16 protein-coding genes are annotated in these 25,486 nt (G+C 68.4%); 7 read left to right on the top strand and 9 right to left on the bottom strand.

The window, feature by feature from the left end; all coding sequences use genetic code 11:
• The first annotated feature begins 50 nt into the window (after positions 1-50).
• Positions 51-1,493 (top strand): adenosylhomocysteinase, encoded by a 1,443-nt coding sequence (ahcY, locus tag BLP83_RS05810; protein WP_091240013.1) that lies wholly within the window; start codon positions 51-53, stop codon positions 1,491-1,493.
• A gap of 1,731 nt (positions 1,494-3,224) precedes the next feature.
• Positions 3,225-3,398, top strand: coding sequence for a hypothetical protein (locus tag BLP83_RS18600; protein WP_176764007.1), 174 nt, complete (start codon positions 3,225-3,227; stop codon positions 3,396-3,398).
• 114 nt (positions 3,399-3,512) lie between these two features.
• Here BLP83_RS18600 and BLP83_RS18595 read toward each other — a convergent pair whose 3' ends face one another.
• The gene (locus BLP83_RS18595) at positions 3,513-4,109 is read right to left on the bottom strand and encodes a choice-of-anchor C family protein (RefSeq protein ID WP_176764028.1); all 597 of its coding nucleotides are present in this window, start codon (positions 4,107-4,109) and stop codon (positions 3,513-3,515) included.
• A gap of 611 nt (positions 4,110-4,720) precedes the next feature.
• Here BLP83_RS18595 and BLP83_RS05800 point away from each other — a divergent pair.
• Both BLP83_RS05800 and BLP83_RS05795 read left to right on the top strand, forming a co-directional pair.
• Complete coding sequence (locus BLP83_RS05800) at positions 4,721-5,290, top strand: ECF-type sigma factor (RefSeq protein ID WP_091240009.1); 570 nt, start codon at positions 4,721-4,723, stop codon at positions 5,288-5,290.
• Positions 5,287-8,079, top strand: coding sequence for a serine/threonine-protein kinase (locus tag BLP83_RS05795; protein ID WP_091240006.1), 2,793 nt, complete (start codon positions 5,287-5,289; stop codon positions 8,077-8,079). Before BLP83_RS05800 ends, BLP83_RS05795 begins: the two co-directional genes overlap by 4 nt.
• Here the strand turns inward: BLP83_RS05795 and BLP83_RS05790 are convergent.
• The 4 genes from BLP83_RS05790 to BLP83_RS05775 form a co-directional block, all read right to left on the bottom strand.
• Positions 8,076-9,893: a hypothetical protein gene (locus tag BLP83_RS05790; protein WP_143006558.1), complete on the bottom strand. Its 1,818-nt coding sequence runs from the start codon at positions 9,891-9,893 to the stop codon at positions 8,076-8,078. The genes BLP83_RS05795 and BLP83_RS05790 overlap by 4 nt on opposite strands.
• Before the next feature lie 14 nt (positions 9,894-9,907).
• On the bottom strand, positions 9,908-10,186 hold the full coding sequence (locus tag BLP83_RS05785; RefSeq protein ID WP_143006557.1) for a hypothetical protein: 279 nt from the start codon (positions 10,184-10,186) through the stop codon (positions 9,908-9,910).
• A gap of 494 nt (positions 10,187-10,680) precedes the next feature.
• Positions 10,681-12,423 carry a gamma-glutamyltransferase family protein gene (locus tag BLP83_RS05780; RefSeq protein WP_176764027.1) on the bottom strand — a complete coding sequence of 581 codons (1,743 nt, stop codon included), beginning with the start codon at positions 12,421-12,423 and terminating at the stop codon, positions 10,681-10,683.
• A 360-nt stretch (positions 12,424-12,783) separates the two neighbouring features.
• Complete coding sequence (locus tag BLP83_RS05775; RefSeq protein WP_091239997.1) at positions 12,784-13,491, bottom strand: class I SAM-dependent methyltransferase; 708 nt, start codon at positions 13,489-13,491, stop codon at positions 12,784-12,786.
• 249 nt (positions 13,492-13,740) lie between these two features.
• Between BLP83_RS05775 and BLP83_RS05770 the strand changes: the two genes are divergently transcribed.
• Positions 13,741-15,168, top strand: coding sequence for a hypothetical protein (locus BLP83_RS05770; RefSeq protein WP_091239995.1), 1,428 nt, complete (start codon positions 13,741-13,743; stop codon positions 15,166-15,168).
• 181 nt (positions 15,169-15,349) lie between these two features.
• Here the strand turns inward: BLP83_RS05770 and BLP83_RS05765 are convergent, their stop codons facing one another.
• A complete protein-coding gene (locus tag BLP83_RS05765) occupies positions 15,350-16,954 on the bottom strand; it encodes a phytoene desaturase family protein (protein WP_091239992.1) in 1,605 nt (534 codons plus the stop codon).
• Position 16,955: 1 nt separating this feature from the next.
• Positions 16,956-17,660 carry a fumarylacetoacetate hydrolase family protein gene (locus BLP83_RS05760; RefSeq protein ID WP_091239990.1) on the bottom strand — a complete coding sequence of 235 codons (705 nt, stop codon included), beginning with the start codon at positions 17,658-17,660 and terminating at the stop codon, positions 16,956-16,958.
• A 416-nt stretch (positions 17,661-18,076) separates the two neighbouring features.
• Between BLP83_RS05760 and BLP83_RS05755 the strand changes: the two genes are divergently transcribed.
• Positions 18,077-18,421 (top strand): hypothetical protein, encoded by a 345-nt coding sequence (locus BLP83_RS05755; protein WP_091239988.1) that lies wholly within the window; start codon positions 18,077-18,079, stop codon positions 18,419-18,421.
• Between the two features lie 300 nt (positions 18,422-18,721).
• Positions 18,722-20,674 (top strand): S9 family peptidase, encoded by a 1,953-nt coding sequence (locus tag BLP83_RS05750; protein WP_218121200.1) that lies wholly within the window; start codon positions 18,722-18,724, stop codon positions 20,672-20,674.
• Positions 20,675-21,737: 1,063 nt separating this feature from the next.
• Here the strand turns inward: BLP83_RS05750 and BLP83_RS05745 are convergent.
• Positions 21,738-24,512: a serine/threonine-protein kinase gene (locus BLP83_RS05745; RefSeq protein WP_091239985.1), complete on the bottom strand. Its 2,775-nt coding sequence runs from the start codon at positions 24,510-24,512 to the stop codon at positions 21,738-21,740.
• Positions 24,509-25,483 carry an alpha/beta fold hydrolase gene (locus BLP83_RS05740; protein WP_091239981.1) on the bottom strand — a complete coding sequence of 325 codons (975 nt, stop codon included), beginning with the start codon at positions 25,481-25,483 and terminating at the stop codon, positions 24,509-24,511. The genes BLP83_RS05745 and BLP83_RS05740 overlap by 4 nt, the downstream gene beginning before the upstream one ends.
• Between the last annotated feature and the right edge of the window lie 3 nt (positions 25,484-25,486).

The raw sequence follows: 25,486 nt of genomic DNA, 5'->3' as shown, positions 1-25,486 counted from the left end.
CGTCGCTGACGCCCCGCTTCAGCGGGCCGTCACAACCCGGAGCTCCACGCATGAACGCACAAGTGAAAGACCTGCCCTTCACCGACTACAAGGTCCGTGACATGGGCCTGGCCGAGCTCGGCCGCAAGCGCATCCGCATGGCCGAAGAGGAAATGCCCGGCCTGATGTCGATCCGCGCCAAGTACGCCCCTCTGCAGCCGCTCAAGGGCGTGCGCCTGTCGGGCTCGCTGCACATGACCAAGGAAACCGCGGTCCTCATCGAGACCCTGAAGGCCCTCGGCGCCAACGTGCGCTGGGCCAGCTGCAACATCTTCTCGACCCAGGACGACGCCGCCGCGGCCATCGCTGCCGCCGGCATCCCGGTGTTCGCGTGGAAGGGCGAGACGCTCGAGGAGTACTGGGACTGCACCCTCGACATGCTGACCTTCCCGGGCGGCAAGGGGCCCGAGCTGATCGTCGACGACGGCGGCGACGCGACCCTGCTGATCCACAAGGGCCTCGACATGGAAAACGGCGACACCTGGGTCGACAGCCCTGGCGCCAACCACGAGGAGCAGGTCATCAAGGATCTGCTGAAGCGCACCCGCACTGAGCGCCCCGGCTTCTGGAAGACCGTGGCCGCCGAGTGGAAGGGCGTGTCGGAAGAAACCACCACCGGCGTGCACCGCCTGTACCAGATGATGGAAGCCGGCAAGCTGCTGGTCCCCGCCATCAACGTCAACGATTCGGTGACCAAGTCGAAGTTCGACAACCTGTACGGCTGCCGCGAGTCGTTGGCCGACGCGATCAAGCGCGCTACTGACCTCATGATCGCCGGCAAGGTCGCCGTGGTCTGCGGATACGGCGACGTCGGCAAGGGCTCGGCCCACAGCCTGCGCGGCCTGGGCGCCCGCGTCATCGTCACCGAGATCGACCCCATCAACGCCCTGCAGGCGGCGATGGAAGGCTTCGAGGTCAAGCGTCTGGATCAGGTGCTGGGCGAGGCCGACATCTTCGTCACCACCACCGGCAACCGCGACATCATCACCCTGGAACACCTGCAGGGCATGAAGTCGAACGCCCTGGTCTGCAACATCGGCCACTTCGACAACGAGATCCAGGTGGACCGCCTGAACGCCGAAGTCGCCGCAGGCCGCGTCGAGCGCGACACCATCAAGCCGCAGGTCGACCGCTACACCTTCAAGGCCACCGGCCGCAGCCTGTACCTGCTGGCCGAAGGCCGTCTGGTCAACCTCGGCTGCGCCCACGGCCACCCGGCCTTCGTCATGTCCAACTCGTTCTCGAACCAGACGCTGGCGCAGATCGACCTGTGGGCGAACAAGGACACCTACGAGAACACCGTCTACCGCCTGCCCAAGAAGCTGGACGAAGAAGTCGCCCGCCTGCACCTGGAGCAGATCGGCGTGCACCTGACCACCCTGACCCCCGAGCAGGCCGCCTACATCGGCGTGCCGGTGGAAGGCCCGTACAAGCCGGATCACTACCGGTATTGATCGGGGCTCGCGCTGGCGCCTTCGAGGGCCGGTGCGGGTTGACGAGGTTCAAGCAAACGGGCGCCCTTGGGCGCCCGTTTGCTATTTGTCGGGCGGGCGTGTTTGCTCTGCTCTTACAGAAGTCTGCTGCGGCTTGATCGAGCTGCGTGCCAGACTGCGTGTACAGGAGGACGCTGCATTCGAGCGCTCATCGCCTTCTGTGCGCAGATTACGAAGCCGCGCAACGAAACAGTGGCGTGGCATGGACACGATGAGCAAAAACGTGTGTTCGCAGCTCAAAGGCGCCAAGATAATCAGGCACCTCACACTCCTTGTATCCTGTTGAGCAACCTTCTGCCAGAGATTCAATCCATGACTTTTCACGCAATGCGTCCGTTGGCTGCACTACTCCTGCTATCGCTCGCAATCGCCAGCGTCCCTGCCGCCGCGCAGATCACCTGCGAGTAGGGATCAGACACCTTGGTCGCCCAGCCTCAAGAGGCGATTGGTTTCGTATCCTTGGCTTTTCGCAGCAACAGTCGACCGCTTCTGGCGCTCACCGCTGGTGAGAACAATAGCCAATCCCTCCATCTGACGGAGTGCAGCGCTCTCGAGTGCGGCACCGGAACCGTGCGCTTGGTGGACCAGTCCACAAACTACGCCATGCCGCCCGGCATCTCGGTCCGATCCAATGGTCGCCCAGCGATTGCGGCATCTTGGGTGGGGGGGTCTGAATTTCTACGATTGTGCTGATACAGCCTGCAGCTCTCGGGTGGTTCGGCCGCTTGTCCAAGGCGGCCTTGGCGCCAAGGGTGGAGTTATGGCGCTGCTGCCTGGTGATCGCGCGGTCGTTGGCGATGAGGGCAGCTCTATTCAGGGCAATGCTTTCGATCTGAGGGGTCACACCTGCGTCGATGCAGGATGTACCAGTGCAGAGGTCCAGACGTTGAAGGATTACCCCGACGACGCGGGTCATTCGCTTTTTGACCTGCAGCTCGAGTCTTCGGAAGTCGGAGACCTCTACGTTTCCTGGATTCGCGTGCCCGGCCCAGTCAGCCAGACGGAATGGCAGTTCCTGCATTGCCCCGGGGGCGACTGCAGTGAAGCGGTTCCATCTTTGGTTTCTGGTGCGACTCCCACTTCCTTTCCTGAAAGAGTATCCATGGCTATCCGCGAGGACGGTCGCCCCCTGTTGCTGGACGGCCAGTCAGGTCGCCGAGCTCTGATCGATTGCTCCGACCCCGGCTGCGCCAGTTCCGTTGTGCACGCTTTGCCCGTCCCTACCACAGGAATCGCAGGAGGCCTCGCCTTGGACACCGAGGGGCGGGCAAACTTCTTCCGTTTCGAGGGTGGCCAGCTCGAGTTCCATACCTGTTTGGATGCAACATGTTCAGACACGAACTCGGTGCACATCTCGCTTCCCTCAAGCCTGATTTCAACTTGGGACTTCGGGCGAGCTCCCGACGGGCGACTTGGCTTGGCGTACGTGGCTGCGGGGTCGCGCCAAGCGCGATTTGCCACCTGCGGAGACGGTCGCTTGTTCAGTAACGGATTCGAGACGCAGTAGCGCAAGCGCCCGGTCGCGAGATCTATCGTTTTGGTGGTATTGGTGCATTGCGTCTGCGGCTGAGGACCGCCCATCGCACCGATTGGCGTCTAACTTTGATTGGCTTGGGGCGCGCACCCTGACCTGCCCCCACCCAGCCGTACCACCCGAGGCTAGGTAAAGTCCGTCACCCTGAGAGGACGGACATGCGCAAGAGTCGATTCACCACCGAGCAGATCATCGGGTTCATCAAGCAGGCTGAGGCAGAGATGACCGTGATTTGGCTGCTCATCCTCGCCGCAGGCGGGTTGCTCGGTGGGGCAAGCGGGAGATCGCCCCGCCTCGCTTCGCCGCCGCGGCTCGGGATGCAAGGTTCTTGACAGGGGCCATGGTGGAGCGACGAACGGCTCCACCATGGCGGTTCCCAACGCTTGCATGGCGGCGCGAATGCTTCAGTAACGCGCCCTGGAGGGCGGCGCTCTGATCCGCTGAGCTCAGCCGCCTTGGGCTCGCATACGCCAGCCAGCGATGCCGACAAGGCCGAAGACCAGCAGCCACAGCCACGGAGCGCCATCGACGGGTACGACTGCAGTACGGCTGCTACCAAGCATGGACACGCTGACCGCATCCAGCGCGGCCCCGCCGCAGCCCGAGGGGCTGGACGTATTGGTGAAGCTCAGGGTCGTGCTGGCGCCCGAGGCGATGAACTCAAAGCTGCGCGGCGACCATCCCATGTCGGTGACACTACGCCCGGAAGTGTCGAAGCTGAAATCCTGGGCCGCAAGCCCAGCGGAAGCACGCAGGGTCTTCAGGGTCGGCTGCGTTCCAGGGTTGCCCGCCATAAGGAACGACACCCGGTAGCGCGCTCCGGGCAGGGTGTCGAAGGTCTGGCTGATCGCCCCCTGCAGACAACCGACGAGGTCCAGCGAGCGGTTGCCCTCGCCTGCGCCCCAAAGCGGGCCGATGTAGTCCATGTCGCCCGCCGTGATGGTCCAGCCGGTGATACTGGTCGAGCCCGCTGTCAGCGTGACGAAGGTAGCGCCGGTATCCGGGCCCTGTTCGAAACTGCCGTTGGTGAAGGGCGCCGCCATGACTACGCTGGGCAGTAATGCGGCGGCCAGTGCCCCGCACAGAAGCTTTCCACGAACCTTCATCCGCTTTTCCCCTGTTTGATCTGAAGGACGAAACCGCCCCAAGGCAGCTCGGCCCGAAGCGGCCGCCATGATAATGGATCGCAATCGGCCGCCCACCGCGACATGGCCGGAGTGGGAATGGCGTCGACGCCTACCCTGCGCGCAGGGGCAGCCCCCTATCGCGGTGACGGCGTCCATCGCACCGCCCCACCCTTCAGTCGCGGGTCCCGTCCACCGGGCAAACCCTCCGGCGTGAGCTGGCTCAGGTGCGTGCCACTGTCGAGGCCCGCGTTGGCCATGGTCCGGTCGAGCTGGCGCATGGCTTCGGTGATGGCGACCGGTCTGCCCTCGATCACAGGAACGGGCGACAGCTCGCCGGGCGGGCTGCCGAGCTGAAAGCCGCCGCCCCTGCACTGCGGACGTCGACTGCGCCAAAACCCACCAGGGCGCCGAGGCCGGCCCCAGCCTTGGGCTGCCTTGCAGGGTGCTGGCATCGCCGGCGAGCACGCATTCACAATCGATGGCCTGCGCTGCATCATCGACCGCAAACCTGCCCGAACCTGCCAAGCATGCCCTCCTCAAACGATCTGACCGGTCTGCTCCTGGCATGGCGTCAAGGCCAGAGCTCGCCCAGCCCGGCCTTGGAGCAGGAGATCTATGCCAGCCTGAAGCGGATGGCCTACTCGCGCTGGCGGCAGGGCGGCCAGCCACAGACCTTCAGCCCCTCCGAGCTGGTGCAGGAGGCGGCAGTTCGGCTGTTGAACGGTTCGGTGGACTGGTCCTCACGGGTGCATTTCTTCGCCCTCGCCGCACTGCAGATGCGCGCGGTGCTGATCGACAGGGCGCGCGCCCGCAGCGCCGAAAAGCGCGGTGGCGGCGCAAGCCCCTCGCCCCTCGCCGAGGTCGATGCGGACGCCCTTCCCGGCACCGCTGGCATTGACGAGCAGCTGCTCGATCTCGACCGGGCGCTGTGCAAGCTGGCACAGGAGGATGCGCGTGCGGCCCGGGTCGTTGAGCTCACCTACTTCGGCGGCCTGCAGACTCCGGACGTGGCCCTGGTGCTGGGCCTGAGCCGGCGTACGGTTGAAAAATCGCTGGCCTACGGCCGCGCCGTGCTGCATCAGCATCTGGCCGGATGAGCGCTCGCAGCAACCGTGAGCTGTTCGATCAGGCGCTTTCGCTGGCGCCGGAGTCACGCGAGGGCTGGCTGGCCGGGGCAGCGGCAAACCCGGAGCAGCTGCGGCAGGTGCGGGCGCTGCTGGCCGCATCCGATGCCGATTCGGCGATCGTCGGGCGCGTGCGTCGCGCGGCCGACGCCTCCAGCCGCGAGCTCGGCTGGTCGGATCACATAGGCCCCTATCGCCTGCTGGAACTGCTGGGCGAAGGCGGCATGGGCATGGTGTGGATGGCCGAACGCGACGACGGCGAATTTCGCCAGCGGGTCGCCATCAAGACCCTGCGCGGCCGCGCGTCACCGTCTGCGGTGGAACGGCTGCGTCAGGAGCGGCAGATCCAGGCAGGCTTCGTGCATCCGCATATCGCCCGTCTGCTCGACGGCGGCACCACGGCTGCTGGCGATCCCTATCTGGTGATGGACTACATCGATGGCATGCCGCTGCGCGACTGGCTGTTGGCGACTCGCCCCGGCCTGGCGCAGCGACTGCAGCTGTTCGCCCTGCTCTGTCGCGCCGTGGCATTTGCCCACCAGCGACTGGTCGTGCACTGCGATATCAAGCCCGGCAATGTGATGGTGCGGGCCGACGGCTCGCCTGCCCTGTTGGATTTCGGCGTCGCCCAATGGCTGGGGTTCGCCAACGAGGATGCGCCAGAGCTGAGTTTCGCCGGCACTCCCGCCTACGCCAGTCCCGAACAGCTGCTGCGCCAGCCCGTGACGGTGCAGACCGATGTCTGGGGGCTGGGCATGCTGATGATCGAATTGCTCTCGGGCGTGCGTCCCGCCTGCCGCATCGTGGACGGCCGCGTCGAGGAGTTGCCGCTGGCCAGCAGCCTGGCCCAGACCCTCGACGAAAAGACGCGTGCCGAGCGCCAGGCCCTGGCTCCGCAGGCGCTGCGCGGTGATCTCGACTGCCTGCTGGCCAAGGCCTTGCGTATCGAGGCGCGGCAGCGTTACAGCGGTGCCGCCGAGCTCGCCATCGATCTGGAAAACCATCTGGCCCACCGGCCGGTCAGCGCACGCGGGGGACACTGGCGATACCTGTTGGGCAAATCCCTGCGTCGACATCGCGCGGCGGTGGCGGCCGGCGCGCTGTCCCTGGCCGCCTTGACCGCCCTCTCGGTGTCACTGCTCCGCCAATACGAGCAGACGCGGATGGCGCTCGCTGTCGCCGAGCAGCGTCAGCAGGAACTGGGCAGCACGGTCGGATTTCTGACCCGCCTTTTCTCCGAGTTCGATCCCAACGTCGCGCCGGGCAGAGCGCTCACGCCTAAGGCGTTGACCGATCTCGCGAAAGCGCGGCTGGACGCCCTGCCCGACATGCCCGCAGGGGCGCGCATCGAACTGATGCACAGCCTGGGCTCGATCTACAACAACCTCGGCGCCAACGAGCCCGCGCTGGAGCTGAGCCTGAGGCTGATCGACCTGCTGCATCGCCAGGCTGCGTCGAACGACGCGCTGGCCCGCGCTCGCCTGCTGGCAGCCATCTCACTCGAACGCCTGGGCAGGAACCGGGAGGGCCTGGCGATGGCGCAGCAGGCCGAGCGCGACAGCCGTGCGAGCGACGATCCGCTGCTGCGCGGCGAGAGCCTGCTTGCGCTGGGTTTGGCGTGGCAGAACGCCGCCGATCCGGCCGCGGCGGAAGCCAGCTACGCACAGGCCGAGACCTGGTTCCGCAGGTCTGCGGAAGGGCAGCCAGGCCTGGCCAAGCTGCTGCACAATCGCGGCCATCTGGCGCTTTACCAGGGCGAGACCCAGCGTGCGCTGGAGGCCTACCGCGAGGCGGTGAGGATCAAGACCCTCCTCGCCGATGCCGACCACCCCACCGTGTTCACTTCGCGCATGGGTGAAGCCAAGGCCCTGTCGCGGCTCGGCGCGTTCTCCGAGGCGCTCGCCGTGCTGACCGACCTCATTCCCCGGGTCGAACGCACGCTGGGCACGGCAAGCGACCGCTACCGCATCCTGCAGAGCGAGTTGGGCAGCGTGTATCAGGATCTCGGCGAGCTGGCGCCGAGCCGCTCGGCCTACCTGAGGGCGGTCGAACTCAGCCAGCGCGATGGACACGAGGATCTCAACTACGCCTTTCTCCTCAACAATCTGGCATCGCTCGACGAGCTGCGCGGCGATACCGATCAGGCGCTGGCTGGCTATGCGCAGTCGCTGGCGCTGCGCGAGCGCTTGGGCGCCGATGCCGTGAGCCTCGCCAGGGTACGCATGAACATGGCCCGCACCCTGATCGCTGCGGGCCAGGTGGATGCCGCGCAAACGCTGATCGGCGACGCCATGGCGGCGCGCCAGCAGCATCTGGCCGCCGACCATCCCGACCAGAGCCAGGCCCCGGCGCTGCTGCTGTTGAGCGCCGTCGCGCGCCGCGATTCCCAGGGTGTCGAATCCAATCTCGCGGTGTTGCATGCGGCCCTGGCCGGATCGATCGCCGGCATGAGCCCGCTGCAGCACAGCCAGGTCGAGCTGGCCATCGCCGAAGGCGAGCGGACCCTGCAGCGGGTGGACCGCGCCAGTGAGTTCGCGGCCCGCGCGCACCAGCGCCGCAGCGAACTGTTCCCGGCGGGCCACCCGATGCGGGCGCAATCGGCCCTGGTCTGGGCGCGCGTTCGGCTGGCCGCCGGTGATCGCGCGCAGGCCAGTCGCTTGATCGCGCAGGCGGCCCCCATCATCGAGTCGCAGATGCATGCGGGTGCGCCTCTGCGCGGCGAACTCGCAAGGCTGCGCGCGGCGCTGCTGAAGCCACGCTAGCGACAGTTGGGGGTGCCGCACTTGAAGACGCGCAGCGCACTCGCGGACTGATTGCTCATCACCGGCAAGCCGTCGGCGCCGATGGCGATGGACGCACTGCCAAACACGTCGAAGGCGGTGATGGTGGCCGCCCCGCTACAGGCCGCATCGCCGCAGCGGGCCACCTTGGTGTTGGCGCCGGAGTTGTCAGCGTAGGCGATGATCGGGATGCCCGCTGCATCGACGGTGATCGAGCTCACCAGACCGTTGCTGCTGCTGAGCGTGTCGATCACGCTGACGATCGTCCCGCCGCTGCAGGCGGGGTTGGCGCACTTGGCTACGCGCAGCTGGGATCCGCCCCAGAAGCTGATCACCGGTAGGCCGTCGTGGCCCAGCGCAATGGCCGCAGTAAGCCCCTGCGTGCCGCCGTCCAGGGCGCTGATGGTGGTGGACCCCGCGCAGCTGACGGTGCTGCACTTCAACACCCGGAAGACGCTGCCAAGGTCGGAGTACACAAGCAGCGGCAGACCGTCCGCACCCAACGCCAAGGAGGCGTATTGGGCGTTGCCGTTGGCCAGCACGGTGGTGATCGTCGCAGCGCCGGTGCAGGCCGCAGTGCTGCATCTCGCCACCTTCAAGGCGCCTGCGGTCGTGCTGTAGGCCACGACCGGCAACCCGTCGGACGGCACTGCGAGGCTGGTGCTGTCGACCGTGGCCGTGTCGATGACCGTGCTGGTGGCGCTGCCGCAGAACGGATCTGCACATTTGCTCACGCTGACATCCGTGCCGGAGCGCGAACTGATTACCGGCAGCTGATCGCTGCCCAAAGCCAGCGAGGCATTGAGTCCAGCGACACCCAGGCTGCGTCGGCCCGAGAAGCTGCAGCTGGGGTTCTGGCATTTCGCCACGCGCAGCATCTGGGTATTGCCGTCGTAGTAGCCGATCACCGGCAGACCATCCGCCGGCACCGCCAGCGAGGATCGGGCGAAGAAGGGCGAACCGCCGCCAACCATTTCGTCGACGGCATTGAGCTGCTGGGCTTGCGCGGGCGCCTCGCACTGCAGCGAGCCGTCAATATCGACGGCGCGGATGAACGTTCCGGCAGGACAACCGCTCCCGATTCGCGTCTGTACTTCAGCCGGATTGATCTGAGTTCCGCCGACCGCACCCGCGGCGATCTTGGACGAGGTCACGCTGGCATCGGCAAGGGCGGCAGTGGCCACCGCGCTGTTGGCCAGTTTGGCGGCGGTGACGGCAGCGTCGGCGAGCTGCAGGCTGCCGACGCCGCCGTTGGCGATGGACAGCGTGCCGCTGCCGGTGATCGGTCCCCCGCTGAGCCCGGTGCCAGCAGCGACGAGGCTCACCGTGCCACCGCTGTCGTCGTCAACGCCGTCGGCAAAGCCAGCGGGCACGCCGATCAGCCCCGACCACGGCGCAACGCTGCTGCTGGCCGCGCGTACGGCTTCCGGAACCGCCCGTATCAACTGCCGTGGTGCCAGGGGCGTGTAAGCGCCGCCTCTGGCGCCCGGACGTACCCGAAGCTCCAGATAGCGCTGCTGGCCGATGAATGCGCCGCTGCCGAAATCGACGGCGGTGGTGAACAGACCGTTCTGTACCGGCACATCCGCAGCGCTCACGCAGGCCAGCGCGCTGGCGCCCACGAACTGATCGAACAGACACAGCTCCAGGTCGTACAGGCCATTCGCGGGAGCGCCCGCATCACGCAGCTCGCCCTGATAGCTGAACGCGCTGTCCAGCGGAGTCGCAATGACACTGCCTGCACAGCTCAAGGCCAACAGCAGTCCGGAGGTTTTCAGAGCTCGGAAACGATTCACAGTGTCGTCCTCGGTCAAGGGCTTTCGAAACCATCGGCGTAAAGCAGATCGGAATCCGGCGCGCCCGCTGCCCAGAAGCCCGCGCTCAGCGCATAAGGGCCGCCGCTGGCGGGATGCAGGGGCTCGGCTGCGGGCTGCCCGATGCTGCCTTGCAGCTGATAGCTGCCGCCGCTGGCTTGACCGCCGCCGCTGGCATTCACGTCGCGAGGCAGCACATAGCTGCCACCACTGGCCTGAGCCCAAGCGATCAGCGGCAGGCACAGCCCGAGCAGGATCACGGTTTTTGGCAGCACGACTCACCTCGAGGCCATCCACGGCAGATCGCCGGTCTTGCTGAAGCCAATCGCACTCTGGCGCCCAACTCCGCACGAACGGTCCGCAAAGCTCGAAAGTGAGTGGCCTTGGAGTGCGCGCGCCCCCCGCGCTTACTTGCTGCCGGTGCAATCGCCGGACGCAGTGCAGGCCTGACGGCGCTGACTTCGCCCAGGCGCACAGCGACAGCGCGGCAAGTTCATCGCGAAGGCCCCGTTGCAGGGCTGGGCTTCCGCTGCGCGCCTACAGGGCGGCCGCAAGGGACGCGCGCCGCACGGCGGAAGGCGCTGCACTCGGGCGGATCGCTCGGGTGCGCGAGCCTGAGCGTGCATGGGCGCGACTTCTCCGACTTCGACCCTGCTGCGCCCTGCGCAGCACGGCCGATGCCAGCGCTTCTTCGCGCGAGGCGCGGAGCCGCGCGACAATGCGATGCGGATACCTTTGTGGAACAAGCCCGAGGGTCGATCGACGCCAATCAGCGCCGCGCGAGGAGCACCCGAGCCGCCCTGCCCTCCAGCCGCGGATCCGCGCCGCCCTCCAGGCCCTGCGGCGTGACCTCGATCAGATGCGTGCCGCTGTAGAGGTCGGCCTCGACCACGTTCCAGCCCAGCTGGCGCAGGCCCTCAAGGATGGCGTTCGGCAGGCGCCCGCGTTCGGCTTCGATCGTGCGGGTGCGCGCGAACAGGGCCGGCGTGGCCAGGGCCTGCTGCGGGCTGAGATTCCAGTCGAGTACGCCGATGATGCTGCGCGCGACCGAGGCGATGATGGTGCTGCCGCCCATCGAGCCCGTGACCAGCACCAGCCGGCCGTCGGCGTCGGTGACGATCGACGGCGACATCGACGAGCGCGGCGCCTTGCGCGGGGCGACCGCATTGGCGACCGGCTTGCCGTCGATGACCGGCTCGAACGAGAAATCGGTGAGCTGGTTGTTGAGCCAGAAGCCGCCGGCCATGCGCTGCGCGCCATACTCGGATTCGATGGTGGCGGTGAGCGCCACCGCATTGCCGTCGGCATCGACGATGGAAAGATGCGTGGTACCGTTCTCCTGCATCGCGCTGCTGCCCCAGCGCTGGCGCAGGGCCTCGCCGGCCGGCGCACCGATCGGGATCGCATCGCGGCTCGCGCGCAGATCGATCAGCGCCGCGCGGGCGTCGAGATAGTCCGACGCAACCAGCGCCGCGGTGGGCGCTTCGACGAAGCGTTCGTCGGCCATGTAGTGATCGCGATCGACGTAGGACAGGCGGCTCGCCCACACGAACGCCGCCCAGTCGTCGATGTTCTGCGGGCCGTCGGGGGCGGGCCGCGCACGCGCATACAGGCCGAGGATCGACAGCATGGCGTTGGCCGAACTCGGCGAGGGCACCGAGCAGACGCGATACGCGCGGAAGGGCGCGCACAGGGGCTCGAGGCGGCGCGGCGCAAAGGCCGCGAGATCGTCCAGGCTCAAGCTGCCGGCGCGCGGCGCGCGCTGGGCGGCGGCGATGATCTCATCGGCGATGCGACCGTGCGTGAGTGCGCGCGGCCCCTGCTCGGCAATCGCGCGCAGGCTGCGCGCGTACTCGGGGTTGCGCAGGCGATGGCCCTGCGGCCAGGGCTGGCCCTTTTCATGGAGATAGATCGCCCGCGCCTGCGGGTCGGCGGCGATCGCGGCGCGATATGTCTGGAGGCTGCGCGCCAGCCGTGGACCAATGACGAAACCGTCTTCGGACAGTCGAATTGCCGGCTGCATCAGCCGTGACCAGGGCAGTCGGCCATGCGCCTCATGCGCCATCGCCAGCATCGCCACCAGGCTGGGCGTGCCGATCGACAGCCCGCTGGCCTGGGCGACCTCGAAGGGCATCGGCGCACCATTGGCCTGCAGGAACATGTCCGGCTGCGCGCCAGCGGGCGCCCACTCGCGGCCGTCGTAGGCCTCGATGGCGCGATCGCGCGCGCGGTAGTGCACCAGCAGGCCGCCACCGCCGACGCCCGAGGATTCCGGCTCGACCAGGCCGAGCGTCATCGCCACCGCGATCGCCGAATCCACCGCGCTGCCGCCTTCGCGGAGGATCTCGAGCCCGGCGTCGACCGCCAGCGGATCGGCAGCGGCGACCATGGCCTCACGCAGCGGGGCTTGGCTCGGAAGCGACTGCGCGCGCGGCGGAGGCTGCGCGCAGCCGGCGAGCAGCAACAGCGGCAGGCAGGCCAGCAACATGAAACGTCCTGAGGCGAAGATCATCGCGAATCTCCCAAGGCTGGGCGTGCAGCATGTCAGGTCAGACGAAGGCTTGCCTTCGCGCGGCGCCGGGAGAACGGCATGGAAAGCGGGTTGCTCCGCAGGCGCGTCGCAGAGACGGCAAGTTTCGTATCGTCTGACGCGCCGCGGGCGCACCCCAGCTCGCATCGTCTGGTGCGCCACAGGCACACCCCATGCCGCATCGTTCGCGGCGCCGCAGGTGCAACGGACAGAGCGAGAAACGCGTTGCCTGACCCGCGCCCAGTCCGCTTGATGAGGTGTCAACGCCATGCGTCTGCGGTTCGGCATTTCTGGCGAACAGGGCACGCAGCCACGATTCGGGCCCTGCGCGCAAGCAGCCGTCTATCGCCGCTCCCACTCCATCAGCAGGAAGTTCGGCGCGCGTCGGTAGCGATCGGCCTTTTCACCCTCGACGCCTACCGGCGGAGGTTCCGCGAAATGCCGCAGTTCGAATCCCAACGCCAACAGAGCCTGCAGGTAGCGCTGCAGCGGACGGTGATGGTTGGCGATGTGGATGCCCTGCCAGGCGATCCAGGTGACGCGCTCCTGCAGATAGTGGTCGATGCAGAAGCGACGGCTGCCGTCGGGCTCGCGACTCCAGCCCTGGCCCACCGCCGCGGTGTTGAAGCCCTGCAGGTTGGCGATGAGCAGGCTGCCGCCGGGCCTCAAGACGCGCCGGGCCTCGGCCAGCGCGGCATCGAGGTCGGCGATGTCGATCAGCGACAGGTAGAACACGGCGAGATCGCAGCTCGCTTCCGGCAGGGGCAAGGACTCCGCGCACGCGATGCGGTAGTCGCCGGACGGATCGCGTTGACGCGCGTGTTCGATGAGGGCCTGCGTCGGGTCGATGCCGATGCAGTCGAGGTCTTCGGCCTTCAGCATCCGGCAGAAGCGCCCCTCTCCGCAGCCGATATCGACTGCGCACTGGAAATCACGCCCGCGCACGCGCTGCAGCATCGGCGCATCGAGCACATGGCGGCGGCCCCAGTCGCCCTCGCTGCCGATCACCTCGATCCAGGCCCGTGCCGATGCATCCCAGCCCTGCGTCATGCGCGTCCCCTGCTCTGGTGAAGGGCCCCACTCTAGCCCCGCGGCCGCGCGCCTCCCATCACGAAGCCGCAGCTGCAGACCGTCATGGGTACGCGGATGGCAGCAGCGCTCGGGACGTCCTCCACCTTTCACTGGCTCCGGCGCGGGTCGAATGTCAGATCTGACAGCTGGTTGCCGCATCACCCGGGGGCTTACTTTGCCGAAGCCGACCACGTTCGTTCATCCACCACGCTCTCCGGGAGAACCGCCATGCCGAAGCCGCAGTCTCCGCTGCTCACCGCCCTCCTCGCCGCCGGTGGGCTTGCTGCCAGCGTCTCGACGTCCGCCGGCCCGACCCTGCCGCCGGACGGGCTGCAGTACGTGCAGTCCAGCTGTTCCATTTCCGCCCGCGAGTTCGGCAACTGGTTCGAGGACGGCAGCGTCACGGCAGGCGGCGACGTCAAATTTGCCGACAGCCTGGCCTTTCCCGCCGATCCCAGCGCCTGCGACTTCTACAAGTGGGCGCACCAGATGTTTCTGTGGATCAACTCGCCCGAGGCCGGCGGCACGGTGCTCGACTCGCCGGTGTTTTTCGATCTGATCTTCGACGCCCAGGGCAACGGTACGTACGTGCGCAACGGCGCGGGCGCACCGGGCAACCGCTTCAGCCTGCGCGGCAGCAAGCCGCAGCAGTTCCAGCCCGGCGGACAGGCCGGAGGCAACGACACCCTGCTGAGCCTCAACGGATCGCTGGTGTACTTCGCGACCCACGCCAACGACGTCTACGCCTGGTTCAACACGGCGGTGACCAACGGCGCGATCGCGAAGGACGCCGCCTTTCCGACCACGCAGGCGGAACTGACGCCGATTCTTGCCTATGCCAGCCAGAACGGCAGCAACCTGCCGGACGGCAATGCCCTGACCGTCGAGTTGAAGTCGGCATGGGTGGACGCGAGCACGGTTGCCGACACCAGCCAGTACCTCACCACGGTGGCCGCCGTGCCGCGCTACCTGCCGACCAGCAGCACCACCTGGACCCTCGACCCGAAGCAGCCGACCGAGGTGAAGACGCTCGCGCTCGTCGGCATGCACGTGGTGGGGCCGGTCAAGGGCCACCCGGAGATGGTCTGGGCCACCTTCGAGCACAAGGACAACGCACCGAACAACGATTTCTATTTCAACAGCCTGTTCGGCCAGCAGCTCGAGGTGCCCTACAACTCGCAGGGGAGCTGGAACTTCATGCAGAGCGGCGGCAGCCGCGACGGCGCCCTGGTGGCGCAGATGACCGTGCAGAGCAATGGCGATCTGCAGGCCACCCCGGGCAACAGCATCCGAGCCAACGACGTGTATCGGGTCAATCCCTGGGGCAGTGCACCGACACCAGCCTCGGCCGACAACAACAGCCAGCTGATCTCGCTGAACTTCGACATCCAGCTGATGTTGGGCCTGGTGAAGGACGTGCGCGCCAACTACTTCCAGGTGGGCGCGGTGTGGTCAAAGGACGGCTCGATCCCGAAGAGCGGCAGCGATCCCACGCTCGCCGGCTCGGTGCTGCTGGCCAATACCACGATGGAGACCTATCACCAGGTCAGCCCGCCGGGCTGCTTCGGCTGCCATGGCGCGTCGAGCGGCAAGAGCACCGACACCAGCCACCTGTTCTCGACCAGCAACACGCCGCTGGTGCCGAAGTCGCGCTGATCCTCAGCCGGGGCCGCCCCAGGGTGCTGATCGAGCACTCTGGAGTATTGCCCCCGCCGAGCAGCGCTGCCGCGGTAGAACCCCCGCTCAAGACGCCTTCGACGCATCGCGTCCGCACGGCGCTGTCGGCACTCGATGCGCCGCTCGCCTGGGCACGACATGATCGCAGCGCAGGGAACGCCTAGCGGCGATCGCGCAGGACCTCCCGCGCCGCATTGTGTCCCGGCAACCCGCTCACGCCACCGCCCGGATGCGCGCCCGAGCCGCACAGGTAGAGGCCCTTCAGCGGCATCCGGTAGTTGCCGTGCCCCAGCACCGGCCGCGCCGAGAACAGCTGATTCAGGCTCAGTGCGCCGTGGAAGATGTCGCCGCCGATCAGGCCGAATTCCTGTTCCAGGTCGAAGGGCGAGAGTGCGCGATAGCCCAGCACCGAGGCTTTGAAATTGGGCGCATGGGCGTTGACGGTGTCGATCATCATGCGCGCCACTTCATCGCGATGGTCTGGCCACTGCTTGCCATCGGGCAGCTCGGGCGCGACGTGCTGGCAGAACAGGCTGGCGACGTGCGCGCCCTCGGGCGCGAGGCTGTCGTCCAGGGTCGAGGGGATCAGCATCTCCACGATCGGCTGCTGCGACCAACCGTACTGGCGCGCGTCGAAGAAGGCCTGCTCCATGTAGCGCAGGCTGGGCGCCAGGATGATGCCGGCGGTGTGGTGCTCGGCACGCGCGCGGCCCGGCAGGCAGTTGAAGTCGGGCAGCTCGGACAGGGCCACGTTCATGCGGAAAGTGCCGGAGCCGCAGCGGTAGCCGCGCATGCGCTCGGCGAAGTCCGCAGGCAACTCCGACGGCGGCACGAGCTGGGTGAACAACAGCTTGGGATTGACATTGGCGACCACGCGGCCCGCGCGATGCACGCGCCCGTCAGAGCAGCGCACGCCCACCGCCCTGCCCTGTTCGACCAGCACTTCGGTCACGCCAGCGTTCACTTCGATCTGCACGCCCGCCGCTTGCGCTGAACGCGCCATCGCCTGGGTGATCGCGCCCATGCCACCGATCGCATGCCCCCACACCCCGGCCTTGCCATTGACCTCGCCGAACACGTGATGCAACAGCACGTAGGCGCTGCCGGCCGCGTAGGGGCTGGCGTAGTTGCCGACCACGCCGTCGAAACCGAACAGGGCCTGGATCGGCTCGGACTCGAACCAGCGCTCGAGGTAGGCGCCGGCGGAATCGGTGAACAGATCCAGCAGATCGCGCTGACCTTCGATGCCCAGCGCCGCCGCGCGACGCCCCAAACCGGCAGCACGGATCAACTCGGGCAGCGCGGCCAGCCAACCGCCTTGCGCCGGCACGTTCGGTGGGGTCTGCGCGGCCAGCTCCCGCAGCAGGCCGGCGATGCGGTCGAGGTGCTCGCCGTAGGCCGGCAGGCGCTCGGCATCGCGGGCGCTGAACTTGGCCACCTCGGCCTGGGTGCGACCCTCGCCGGCCTTCAGATAGCGCCCGTCCGGCAGCGGCAGGAAGTTGCCCAGCTCACGCTCGACGATGCGCAGGCCGTGGCCGTGCAGGTCGAGTTCGCGGATCACCTTGGGGTGCAGCAGCGAGACCGTGTAGCTCGCGGTGGAGTTGCGGAAGCCCGGGTGGAATTCCTCGGTCACTGCCGCGCCGCCCACCACGCCGCGGCGCTCGAGCACGCGCACCGACAGGCCCGCCTTCGCCAGATAGGTGGCGCAGACCAGACCGTTGTGGCCGGCGCCGATCACCAGCACATCGCTGCGCGTATCGCTCATTTCAGCGCTCCGTGATCTCGACGCTGATCTGGCCGATGCTCTCGACGCGCGCGGTCAGACGATCGCCCGCCACGCAGGGGCCGACACCGGCTGGCGTGCCGGTAAACACCAGATCACCCGGCTCCAGCCGCACGAAGGTAGACAAATTCGCCAGCAGTTCCGGCACCGACCAGATCAGGTCGGCGATATCGGCCGACTGCCGCATCTCGCCGTTCTGGATCAGCTCGATGCGAGCCGTTTTGGGATGGCCGATGCGCGCCGCCGGCACGATCGCGCTGCAGGGCGCGGAGCGGTCGAAACCCTTGGCCATGTCCCAGGGCTTGCCGCCCTTCTTGAACTGCGCCTGCAGGTCGCGGCGAGTGAAGTCGATGCCGACGCCGTAGCCGAACACCAGGGCCTGCGCCTGTTCGGGGCTCAGGCCCGCACCGCTGCCGCCGATCGCCACCACCAGCTCGGCCTCGTAGTGAAAGTCCGCGGTCTGGCCCGGATACGGAATCCGCGCGCCGTCGGACACCACCGCATCGGCCGGCTTCATGAAGAAGAACGGCGCCTCGCGGCTCGGGTCCGCGCCCATCTCGCGGGCGTGCTCGGCGTAGTTGCGGCCCACGCAGTAGATGCGGCGGACCGGGAAGTATTGCGAACTCTCGGCCACGGCAACGCAGGGCTGGGCGGGCGGCGGCAGGACGTAGACGCTGGACTGGGGCATGGGTTTCGGAGCTCGGGATTGGGGATTCGGGATTCGGGATTCGCAAGAGCCGGAGCAAAGCGACTCCCCTCTCCCCTCGTGGGAAGCGGAGAAGAACGCCTGTCGGCTGCCGGTGGCAGCCGACATTCTTGGGAGCCCGAGCGAAGCGACGGCAGGCCAGGGGAGGAGGCAAGTCTCGCGCAAGGTGCGCCCCCTCTCCCCAACCCCTCTCCCACCAGGGGAGAGGGGCTCCACATCAAGGATCGAGAGACTGAGTAGCGCTCGCCCCCCCTCGCGCGTCCTGCAAACAGCCCGCAAAGCATAGCCGCGCGCACGTGGTTCGCACCCCTGCGTAAAGGCGCAGCACAGGCTTGACGCCGGCCCAAGCGCGAAACTTGCATGTCGCAAGGGCGAGCACACCCCACGCGGAGGCCCCCATGCTGCCCCAGGACGACGAAGACGCGCTGATGAAGCGGCATCGCTATGCGCTGCAGGAGATCGAGCGTGAGATCCGCAAGATCAACCGCGAGGTGATCCACCGCGACATTCCCAAGATCGAGCGCAAGCACGTGGTCGAACTGGCGAAGGTGGTGGCCGAGCACCGCGCCCGCTACCTCACCGCTGGCATGCGACTCTCATCGGCCACCATCGGCACGCCCGAGGAGCAGGAGCTGATCCGCCTCCTCCCCGGCCTGCGCCGCGAGTTCGAAACCGCGCGCGACGTGTTTGCCGCGCTGGAGCGCGCCATCGAGCAGGCCTACGTCGACGTCGACCTGCGCTGAACGCAATCGAGGCGGCCCAGGTGAGCGCCGCAAGCCTCGCCACCCTGCTTCATCCCCTCTCCCCCGCGATGGAGCAGGACCCGTCCGACGCGCGTCAGGCCTTGCATCCCGGGACTCACGCCAGCGCCTTCGAGCGGACAGGGGCCGCGCAGGCGTGACGCCTCCCAGCGCGCTGGCCGGCACCTGCAGTACGCCAAGAGTCCAGCGATCCCAAGCGCTGCGCCCTGCCTTCTGGCACCCGCGCCCAAGACCCGCAGGCGGCACCTTTGCAGGCCTGTCCAACCACCGGGCCCGCCGCTCATGACCCTGCTGCAACCTCTCCCGCGCCGCCTGCGCCTCGCCGCGCTGGCGGCCATCAGTCTCAGTCTCGCCCTGCCCGCCATGGCGGCCGAACGGCTCGAAGTCGGCAACCGCGTGACCGAAGGTGTGCCGGAGTTGCCGGCCGATCTGATCGAACGCCTGGACCGCTACCAGAACACCCGTCCGGCCAGCTTCGCCGGCTGGGCCAGCGACGGCGAGCTGCTGATCAGCACGCGCTTCGGCGAAACCAACCAGGTGCACCGCGTTCGCGCACCGCTGGGCATGCGCGAGCAGCTGAGCTTCCAGAAGGAACCGGTGTCCTCGGTGCGCGCCCAGCCCGGCAGCAACGGCCGCGGCTTCGTGTTCGGCAAGGATGTGGGAGGTTCGGAGTTCTGGCAGCTCTACCACTACGACCTGGAGACCCGGAGCACGCGCCTGCTCACCGACGGCGGCCGCAGCCGCAACGAGCAGCCGATCTGGTCGCCTGACGGTCGCCTGCTCGCTTGGTCGAGCACCGCCCGCAACGGCCGCGACAGCGATATCTGGGTGCGTTCGCTCGACGGCGACGCGCGCGCCGTGCTCACCGAGGGCGGCAACTGGTACGCCAACGACTTTTCGGCCGACGGCAAGCGTCTGCTGGTGCAGCGCTACATCTCGATCAACGAAAGCCAGCCGGGCGAGGTCGATCTCGCCACCGGCAAGCTCGAGCGCTTCCCGGTCGAGGGCGGCAAGGCCGCCTTTGGCGGCCTGCGCTATGCGCCCGATGGCGAGGGCATCTATTTCATCTCGGACGAGAACAGCGAGTTCCGCCGCCTGCGCTACCACCGCCCGGGGCAGCCGGTGCAGGTGCTCACGGCCGATCTCGACTGGAACGTGGTGGCCTTCGACATCGCCTCCGACGGCCGCCATCTGGCCTACGCCAGCAACGAGGACGGCATCTTCCGCCTGCACGTGCTGTCCCTGCCCGATCACCGTCCGGTGCCCTTGCCCGAGCTGCCGGTCGGCGTGATCGGCGGCATGGGCTTCTCGCCCGATGGCCAGCGCATCGCGCTGACGCTGAACAGTGCGGTGACGCCGAGCGACGTCTACGTGGTCGATCTGGCTGCCCGCAGCCTGACCCGTTGGACCGAAGGTGAAGTCGGCGGCCTCGACGCCTCGCGCTTCGTCGCACCGACGCTGATCCGCTACGAGAGCTTCGACGGCCTGTCCATTCCGGCCTTTTACTACCGGCCGGCGGGCGTACCGGCGGAGCGCAAGCTGCCCGTGGTGATCAATATCCACGGCGGCCCGGAGGCCCAGGCCCTGCCGGTGTTCAGCCCGGCCATCCAGTTCATGCTGGATGAGCTGCAGGTGGCGGTGCTGGTGCCGAACGTGCGCGGCTCGGCGGGCTACGGCAAGACCTACCTCGACCTCGACAACGGTATCAAGCGCAAGGATTCGGTCAAGGACATCGGCGCCCTGCTCGACTGGATCGCCCAGCAGCCGGGGCTTGATGCCGACAAGGTCGGCGTCTCGGGCGGCAGCTACGGCGGCTACATGGTGCTGGCAACGCTCGTCGACTACGCCGACCGCCTCGCCGCCGGCATCAACGTGGTCGGCATCTCGCACTTCAGCACCTTCCTGAAGAACACCGAGAGCTACCGCCGCGACCTGCGCCGCGCCGAGTACGGCGATGAGCGCGACCCGGAGATCGCGACGTTCTTCGAGGAGATCGCGCCACTCAACAACGCCGAGAAAATCCGCTCGCCGCTGTTCGTCGCCCAGGGCGCCAACGACCCGCGCGTGCCCCTGTCCGAGGCCGACCAGATCGTCGACGCGGTGCAGGGCAATGGCGGCGATGTGTGGTACCTGGTGTTCAAGGACGAAGGCCACGGCTTCGCCAAGAAGACCAATGCCGACTATTTCAGCGCGGCCAGCATGCTGTTCTGGCAGAAGCATCTGCTGGGCGAGTAGTCGCCCGGTCCACGGTAGGTCGACGAAGGCGCGCCTCCGTTCGGGGGCGCGCTTTCGCGTTGTGGCGGGACGAAGAGATTGAGCGATGCGCACGTCGCATGCGGCCATCCGGCGTTCTGCCCGCAAATCGCCAGATCGCGTCGGCACCAGCACCGGCCGGCGGTTTCAACTGTGTCCACCGCGACGTACCGCCCGTCGCGACCCGCACACGGAGGAGATCGGCATGTTCGAACGCGAAACCCGCAAGCCCCGACTGCGTCTGCTGGCGCCGCGCAGCGCCTCGGCCCCACGGCCTGCACTGCGTCCTGGAGCGACTCCGCGAACGCCCATCCCTGCGCCTGCGCTGCGTGCGCGAGCACAGCGGGAGCGCCGTCCATGGACCTGATCCTGCCGCCACACCTGCGCGAACCCGGCCATCCCGTGCCGCGCGATGAACCGCCCCACGACAGCCGCCCGATCTCAGCCGCGGCAGCAGCCGCAGCGTCAAGGCTGTCGGCGGCCTCCGCAGCCCCGCCGGGCAGCACGGCATGCCTGCGCCGCCCGGTCTGTGGGCTGATCGACTGGCGCCGTGCAGTGCCGATGCCAGCGGAGTCACGCTACGCTGCCCGGTCATCGAGCGCCTGACCGATCGCTGTCGCCGCCACCCGCTGAACCGCCCCCAATCGCAGACCCAAGCCCGCATAGGGTGGGCTCTGGCCCACCATGAGGAAGACGCTCGCCGGGGGTGCCGCCGCCCCGAGGCAAGGCAGTGCGATCACGCGCTATCCAAGCGTGCTCGCGCCGAGCCTGCCCGCACCGAGCACGCTCGCCACGGCTGCGTTGGCCCACCGCGGTGTTGCGATCTGTTTGGTCAGCCCTTGCCCACGGAAAGACCTCCCCGGCGGGCGTACGCACTGAACCACCGCGAACCAAGGAAGCTCTGATTCATTCGAGCTTCCCGCGCGCCAGGACGGCGCGCCCGCGGATCAGGCACGCAAGTGCTTGATCCGGCGTGAGCCAGTCCGGACCTGCGCCGAACTCGCGACGTCTGGGCAACTCCTGGATGGGGTTGTTCAGACCTTCCCTAAGGCGCGTCGAAACCCGAACCTGAGGCACCGCGCCGGACATCGCGCAGCAGCGGGGCCTCGGACACCAGGGCAGACTCCAGCACCTGCAGGGCCCGTTCAAGCTCGACGGGCTCGGCCGATTCCAGTGGCAGCGCGCGCGCGCGCCGCACGACCAGCCCGGCCCAGCGCGGATGCTCGGCGGACAGGGCCTCGCGCGCCAGCGCGATCGCGGCATCGAACCTCGCACGCGCACTCGCCGGATCGCCGAACTCCAGCGCCAGTTCGGCTTCGGACTCCAGAAAGCGCAGCCGCAGCAGCGGATCGCGCGGCGCCAGCGCTTCGAACTGGGCGCGCGCCGAGTCGAAGTGCCGCTCGGCCGCGGCGCGGTTGCCGCTGCGCGCTTCGAGCCGGGCCAGCAGCAGGCGATTGCCCATCAGCTCGGCATGCGGCTCGGCCAGCGCGCGCCCGCGCAGATCCAGCGCGCGCTCGATCTCGATGCGGGCTGCATCCCGCTGGCCGCGGAGCATCAGCAATCGACCGAGGTTGCCGTGGGCGCGCGCGGTCGCCAGATGTTCGGGCCCGAGCGCTGCGCTGCGGATGCGCAGGGAATCGCGCAGGAGTGGCTCGGCGCCTTCGAGATCACCGCGGTCCTCCAGCAGGCTGGCGAGGTTGTTGATGACCACCGCGGTATCTGGCGCGTCCGGCCCACGACGCAGCAGGTTGATGCGCAGGGCCTCGCGATAGGCGAGCTCAGCCTCGGCATAGCGCCCCAGGTCGTGCAGACCGCTGGCGAGTTCGTTGCTCACGCTGGCCACCCGCACGCTGTCGGCCCCGTGCGCACGCACGCGCAGTTCGCGCTGGCGCGCGAAGCTCTCGACCGCCCGCGCCAGCTCGCCGCGATCGCGATAGACGTTGGCCAGGGCTTCGAGCGAGGTCAGCACCCGCGGATGCCCCTCCGGCACCAGGGTGCGCTTCGCTGCCAGCGAGCGCTCCAGCCAGGCTTCGGCTTCATCGAGCCGACCGAGGCGACGCGCCGCGAGACCCAGGTTGTGCAGGGTCGCGGCGGTCTCGATGCTGTGCTCGCCAAACGCTGCGAGGCGGATGTCCAGCGCCTGCTGCAGCAGCGGCAGCGCCTCGGCGCTGCGGCGTTCGGCATCCAGCAGCAGGCCCTGCATGTTCAGCGCGTTGGCCAAGACCGGGTGCTCCGGCGGCAGGCGAGATCGTGCCAGCGCGCTGGCGGCCTCGGCCACGCGGATCGCCTCGGCCCGCTGGCCCAGCGAGTTCAGCGCATGGGCCAGGGCGTCCATCAGGAGCAGACGCTCGGTCACCTCGAGATCGGTGGGCGCCAGGGCTTCGGCCATGCGCAGCAGGGCCAGCGATTCCGCCGGCAGGCCGATGCGCTCATAGACGCTGCCCAGGGTGACTGCCAGCCGCAGCTTCAGCCGCGGTTGGCGGTCGAGGCTCTGTTCGAGCTCGGCGCGGGCAGCATCGATGAGGTCACGCGCGGTGGTGTCGGCGCGCTCGCCGGCTTCGGGGTCGGCGTGCTCGAACACCCTCAGCAGGAAGTCGACTGTCTCGCGGTTGCTTTCCGCTTCCAGCCGCGCCGCGCGCTCAGCCGCCTGAGCGCGCTGCAGTTGCTGCTGCAGGCTCACGGTGAAGCCCAGCGCCATCGTCAGCAGCACTCCGCCCACAGCGAAGGCCGGCCAGCGCCGCTGCAGCAGGCGCCGCAGGCGGTAGCCGCGCCGATGCGCCAGCGGTGAGACCGGCCGGTGCTCGAAGTAGCGCTCGATGTCCTCGGCCAGGGCTTCGGCGCTGGCGTATCGGTGTTCCGGCTCGGCCGCGCAGGCGCGCATCACGATCGCATCAAGGTCACCGCGCAGGCGCCCCGCCCAGGGCAGGCCGCTGCGCCGCGCGCGTCCGCTGGGCGGCTGGGTCGGCGGCGTAGCCGTCGAGGAATCGCCGCGCGGATCCTCGTCGCCGGGCGCGACCAGCTCCGACAGGATCAGGCCAAGGCTGTAGATATCCGTGGCCGCCGACAGCGGATCGCCGCGCTTCTGCTCCGGGCTGGCATAGCGCGGCGTCATGTAGCCCTGCCCTTGGGCATCGGCGCTGCCGGCAAGGCGTGCGATGCCGAAGTCGAGCAGCACCGGCGAGCCGTCGCTGCGCACCAGGATGTTGGAGGGCTTCAGGTCGCAGTGCAGTACCAGATGCCGGTGCGCATGCGCGACCGCGCGGCAGACCTGCTGGAACAGGCGCAGCCGCGCCGGCAGGTCGAGCGCCTGCGCACGGCACCAGCGATCGATGCGCTCGCCCTCGATGTACTCCATCACCAGATGCGGCTGGCCGTTGGGGCTGGTGCCGCCGTCCAGCAGGCGGGCGATATGCGGATGCGCGAGGTCGGCGAGGATCTGTCGCTCGCGTTCCAACATGCGGTTCTCGTCCGGCTGGCCGAGCGCGCGCAGGCGCTTGATCGCAACCTTGAGCTGGTACTGGCCGTCGGCGCGCTCAGCGAGATACACCCGGCCCATGCCGCCCTCGGCGAGGGTGCCGAGAATCCGCCAGGGCCCAAGCCGCGTGCCCGGCGCAAGCTCGGGGTCGAGATTGGCCAGCAGTTCCGCCACCGGCTGCGGCAGGCCGATGCCACGGGTCTGCGCATCGCAGAGCGACAGCACCTCGGCCGCCACGGCCTCGTTGACGCCCTCTGCCTCGAGTACCCCGCGCCACTGCTCGGGCGGCAGATCGCAGATGGCGTCGAACAGGCGCCGCACCTCGGCCCAGTCGAGCGCGCTCACGGCATGGGCTCCGCGAACTGCCGAAGGGCCGCGGCAACAGCCTCCGGCAGCTCCATCATCGGCATGTGCGCGCAGCCCTCCAGGGCAACGCGCTCGGCGCCCGCGATCCGCTGCGCGTACACCTCGCCCGCACTCGGGTCCACCACCGGGTCGGCGGAGCAGCCCAGCACCAGGGTCGGCAGGGCAATGGCGCCGGCGGACTCGCCGGGCAGGAAGGCCTCAGGCCCGCGTGCGATCGCCTCCAGCACGCCGCGCTCGAAGGCGTCGTCGCGGATGCGGCGCTCGACCAGCGCCGACTTCAGCGGCCAGGGCAGTGGCGGCGGGTCGCGGAAGACCAGCCCGAGATAGGCGTCGAGCTGATCCACCGTGGCCACGCCGAAGGGATGCTCGCCGCGCAGCACCGCCTGGCCGAAGGCGTTGTCGCGGAAGCGCACACCAGCCGCGCTCATCAGAGTGACCGAGCGCAGGCCCTGCGAATGCCTCGATGCGACCAGCGCGGCGATGCCGCCGCCCATCGAATGGCCGACCAGATGCACCTGTGTCAGTCCCAGCGTCTCAATCAGGGCGGCTACACGCGCCGCCTGCGCGGCGTAGCCGTAGTCAGCCGGCGCGCGGCGCTCCGACTCGCCCCAGCCCGGCAGGTCGGGCATCAGCACTGGCACGTCGTCCGGCAGTGCGCGCAGCAGCGGCAGCCAGTTCTCCTTGCTGCCGGTGAAGCCATGCAGCAGCAGCCAGACCGGCTGCGCGGGATCGACAGCACCGCGCTGCAACAGCACCCAGCGCTCGCCTTCCACCTGCAGCTCGATGCGCGCAGCACCGCTGCGCCAAGCGTCAAGGCGCAGGGCCTGGCGCAGCAGCCAGTCCGGAGCGAGCAGGCCCAGCGCGAGATAGGCCAGCAGGGGCAGCGCCAGCAGGGCCAGCCAGGGCGCCCAGCGGCGGCGTCGACGGCTGAAACGGCGGCGCCGGCTCATCGG

Source organism: Aquimonas voraii (assembly GCF_900101825.1).
GTDB lineage: Bacteria > Pseudomonadota > Gammaproteobacteria > Xanthomonadales > Xanthomonadaceae > Aquimonas > Aquimonas voraii.
This window is presented reverse-complemented; position numbering and strand designations above follow the sequence as displayed.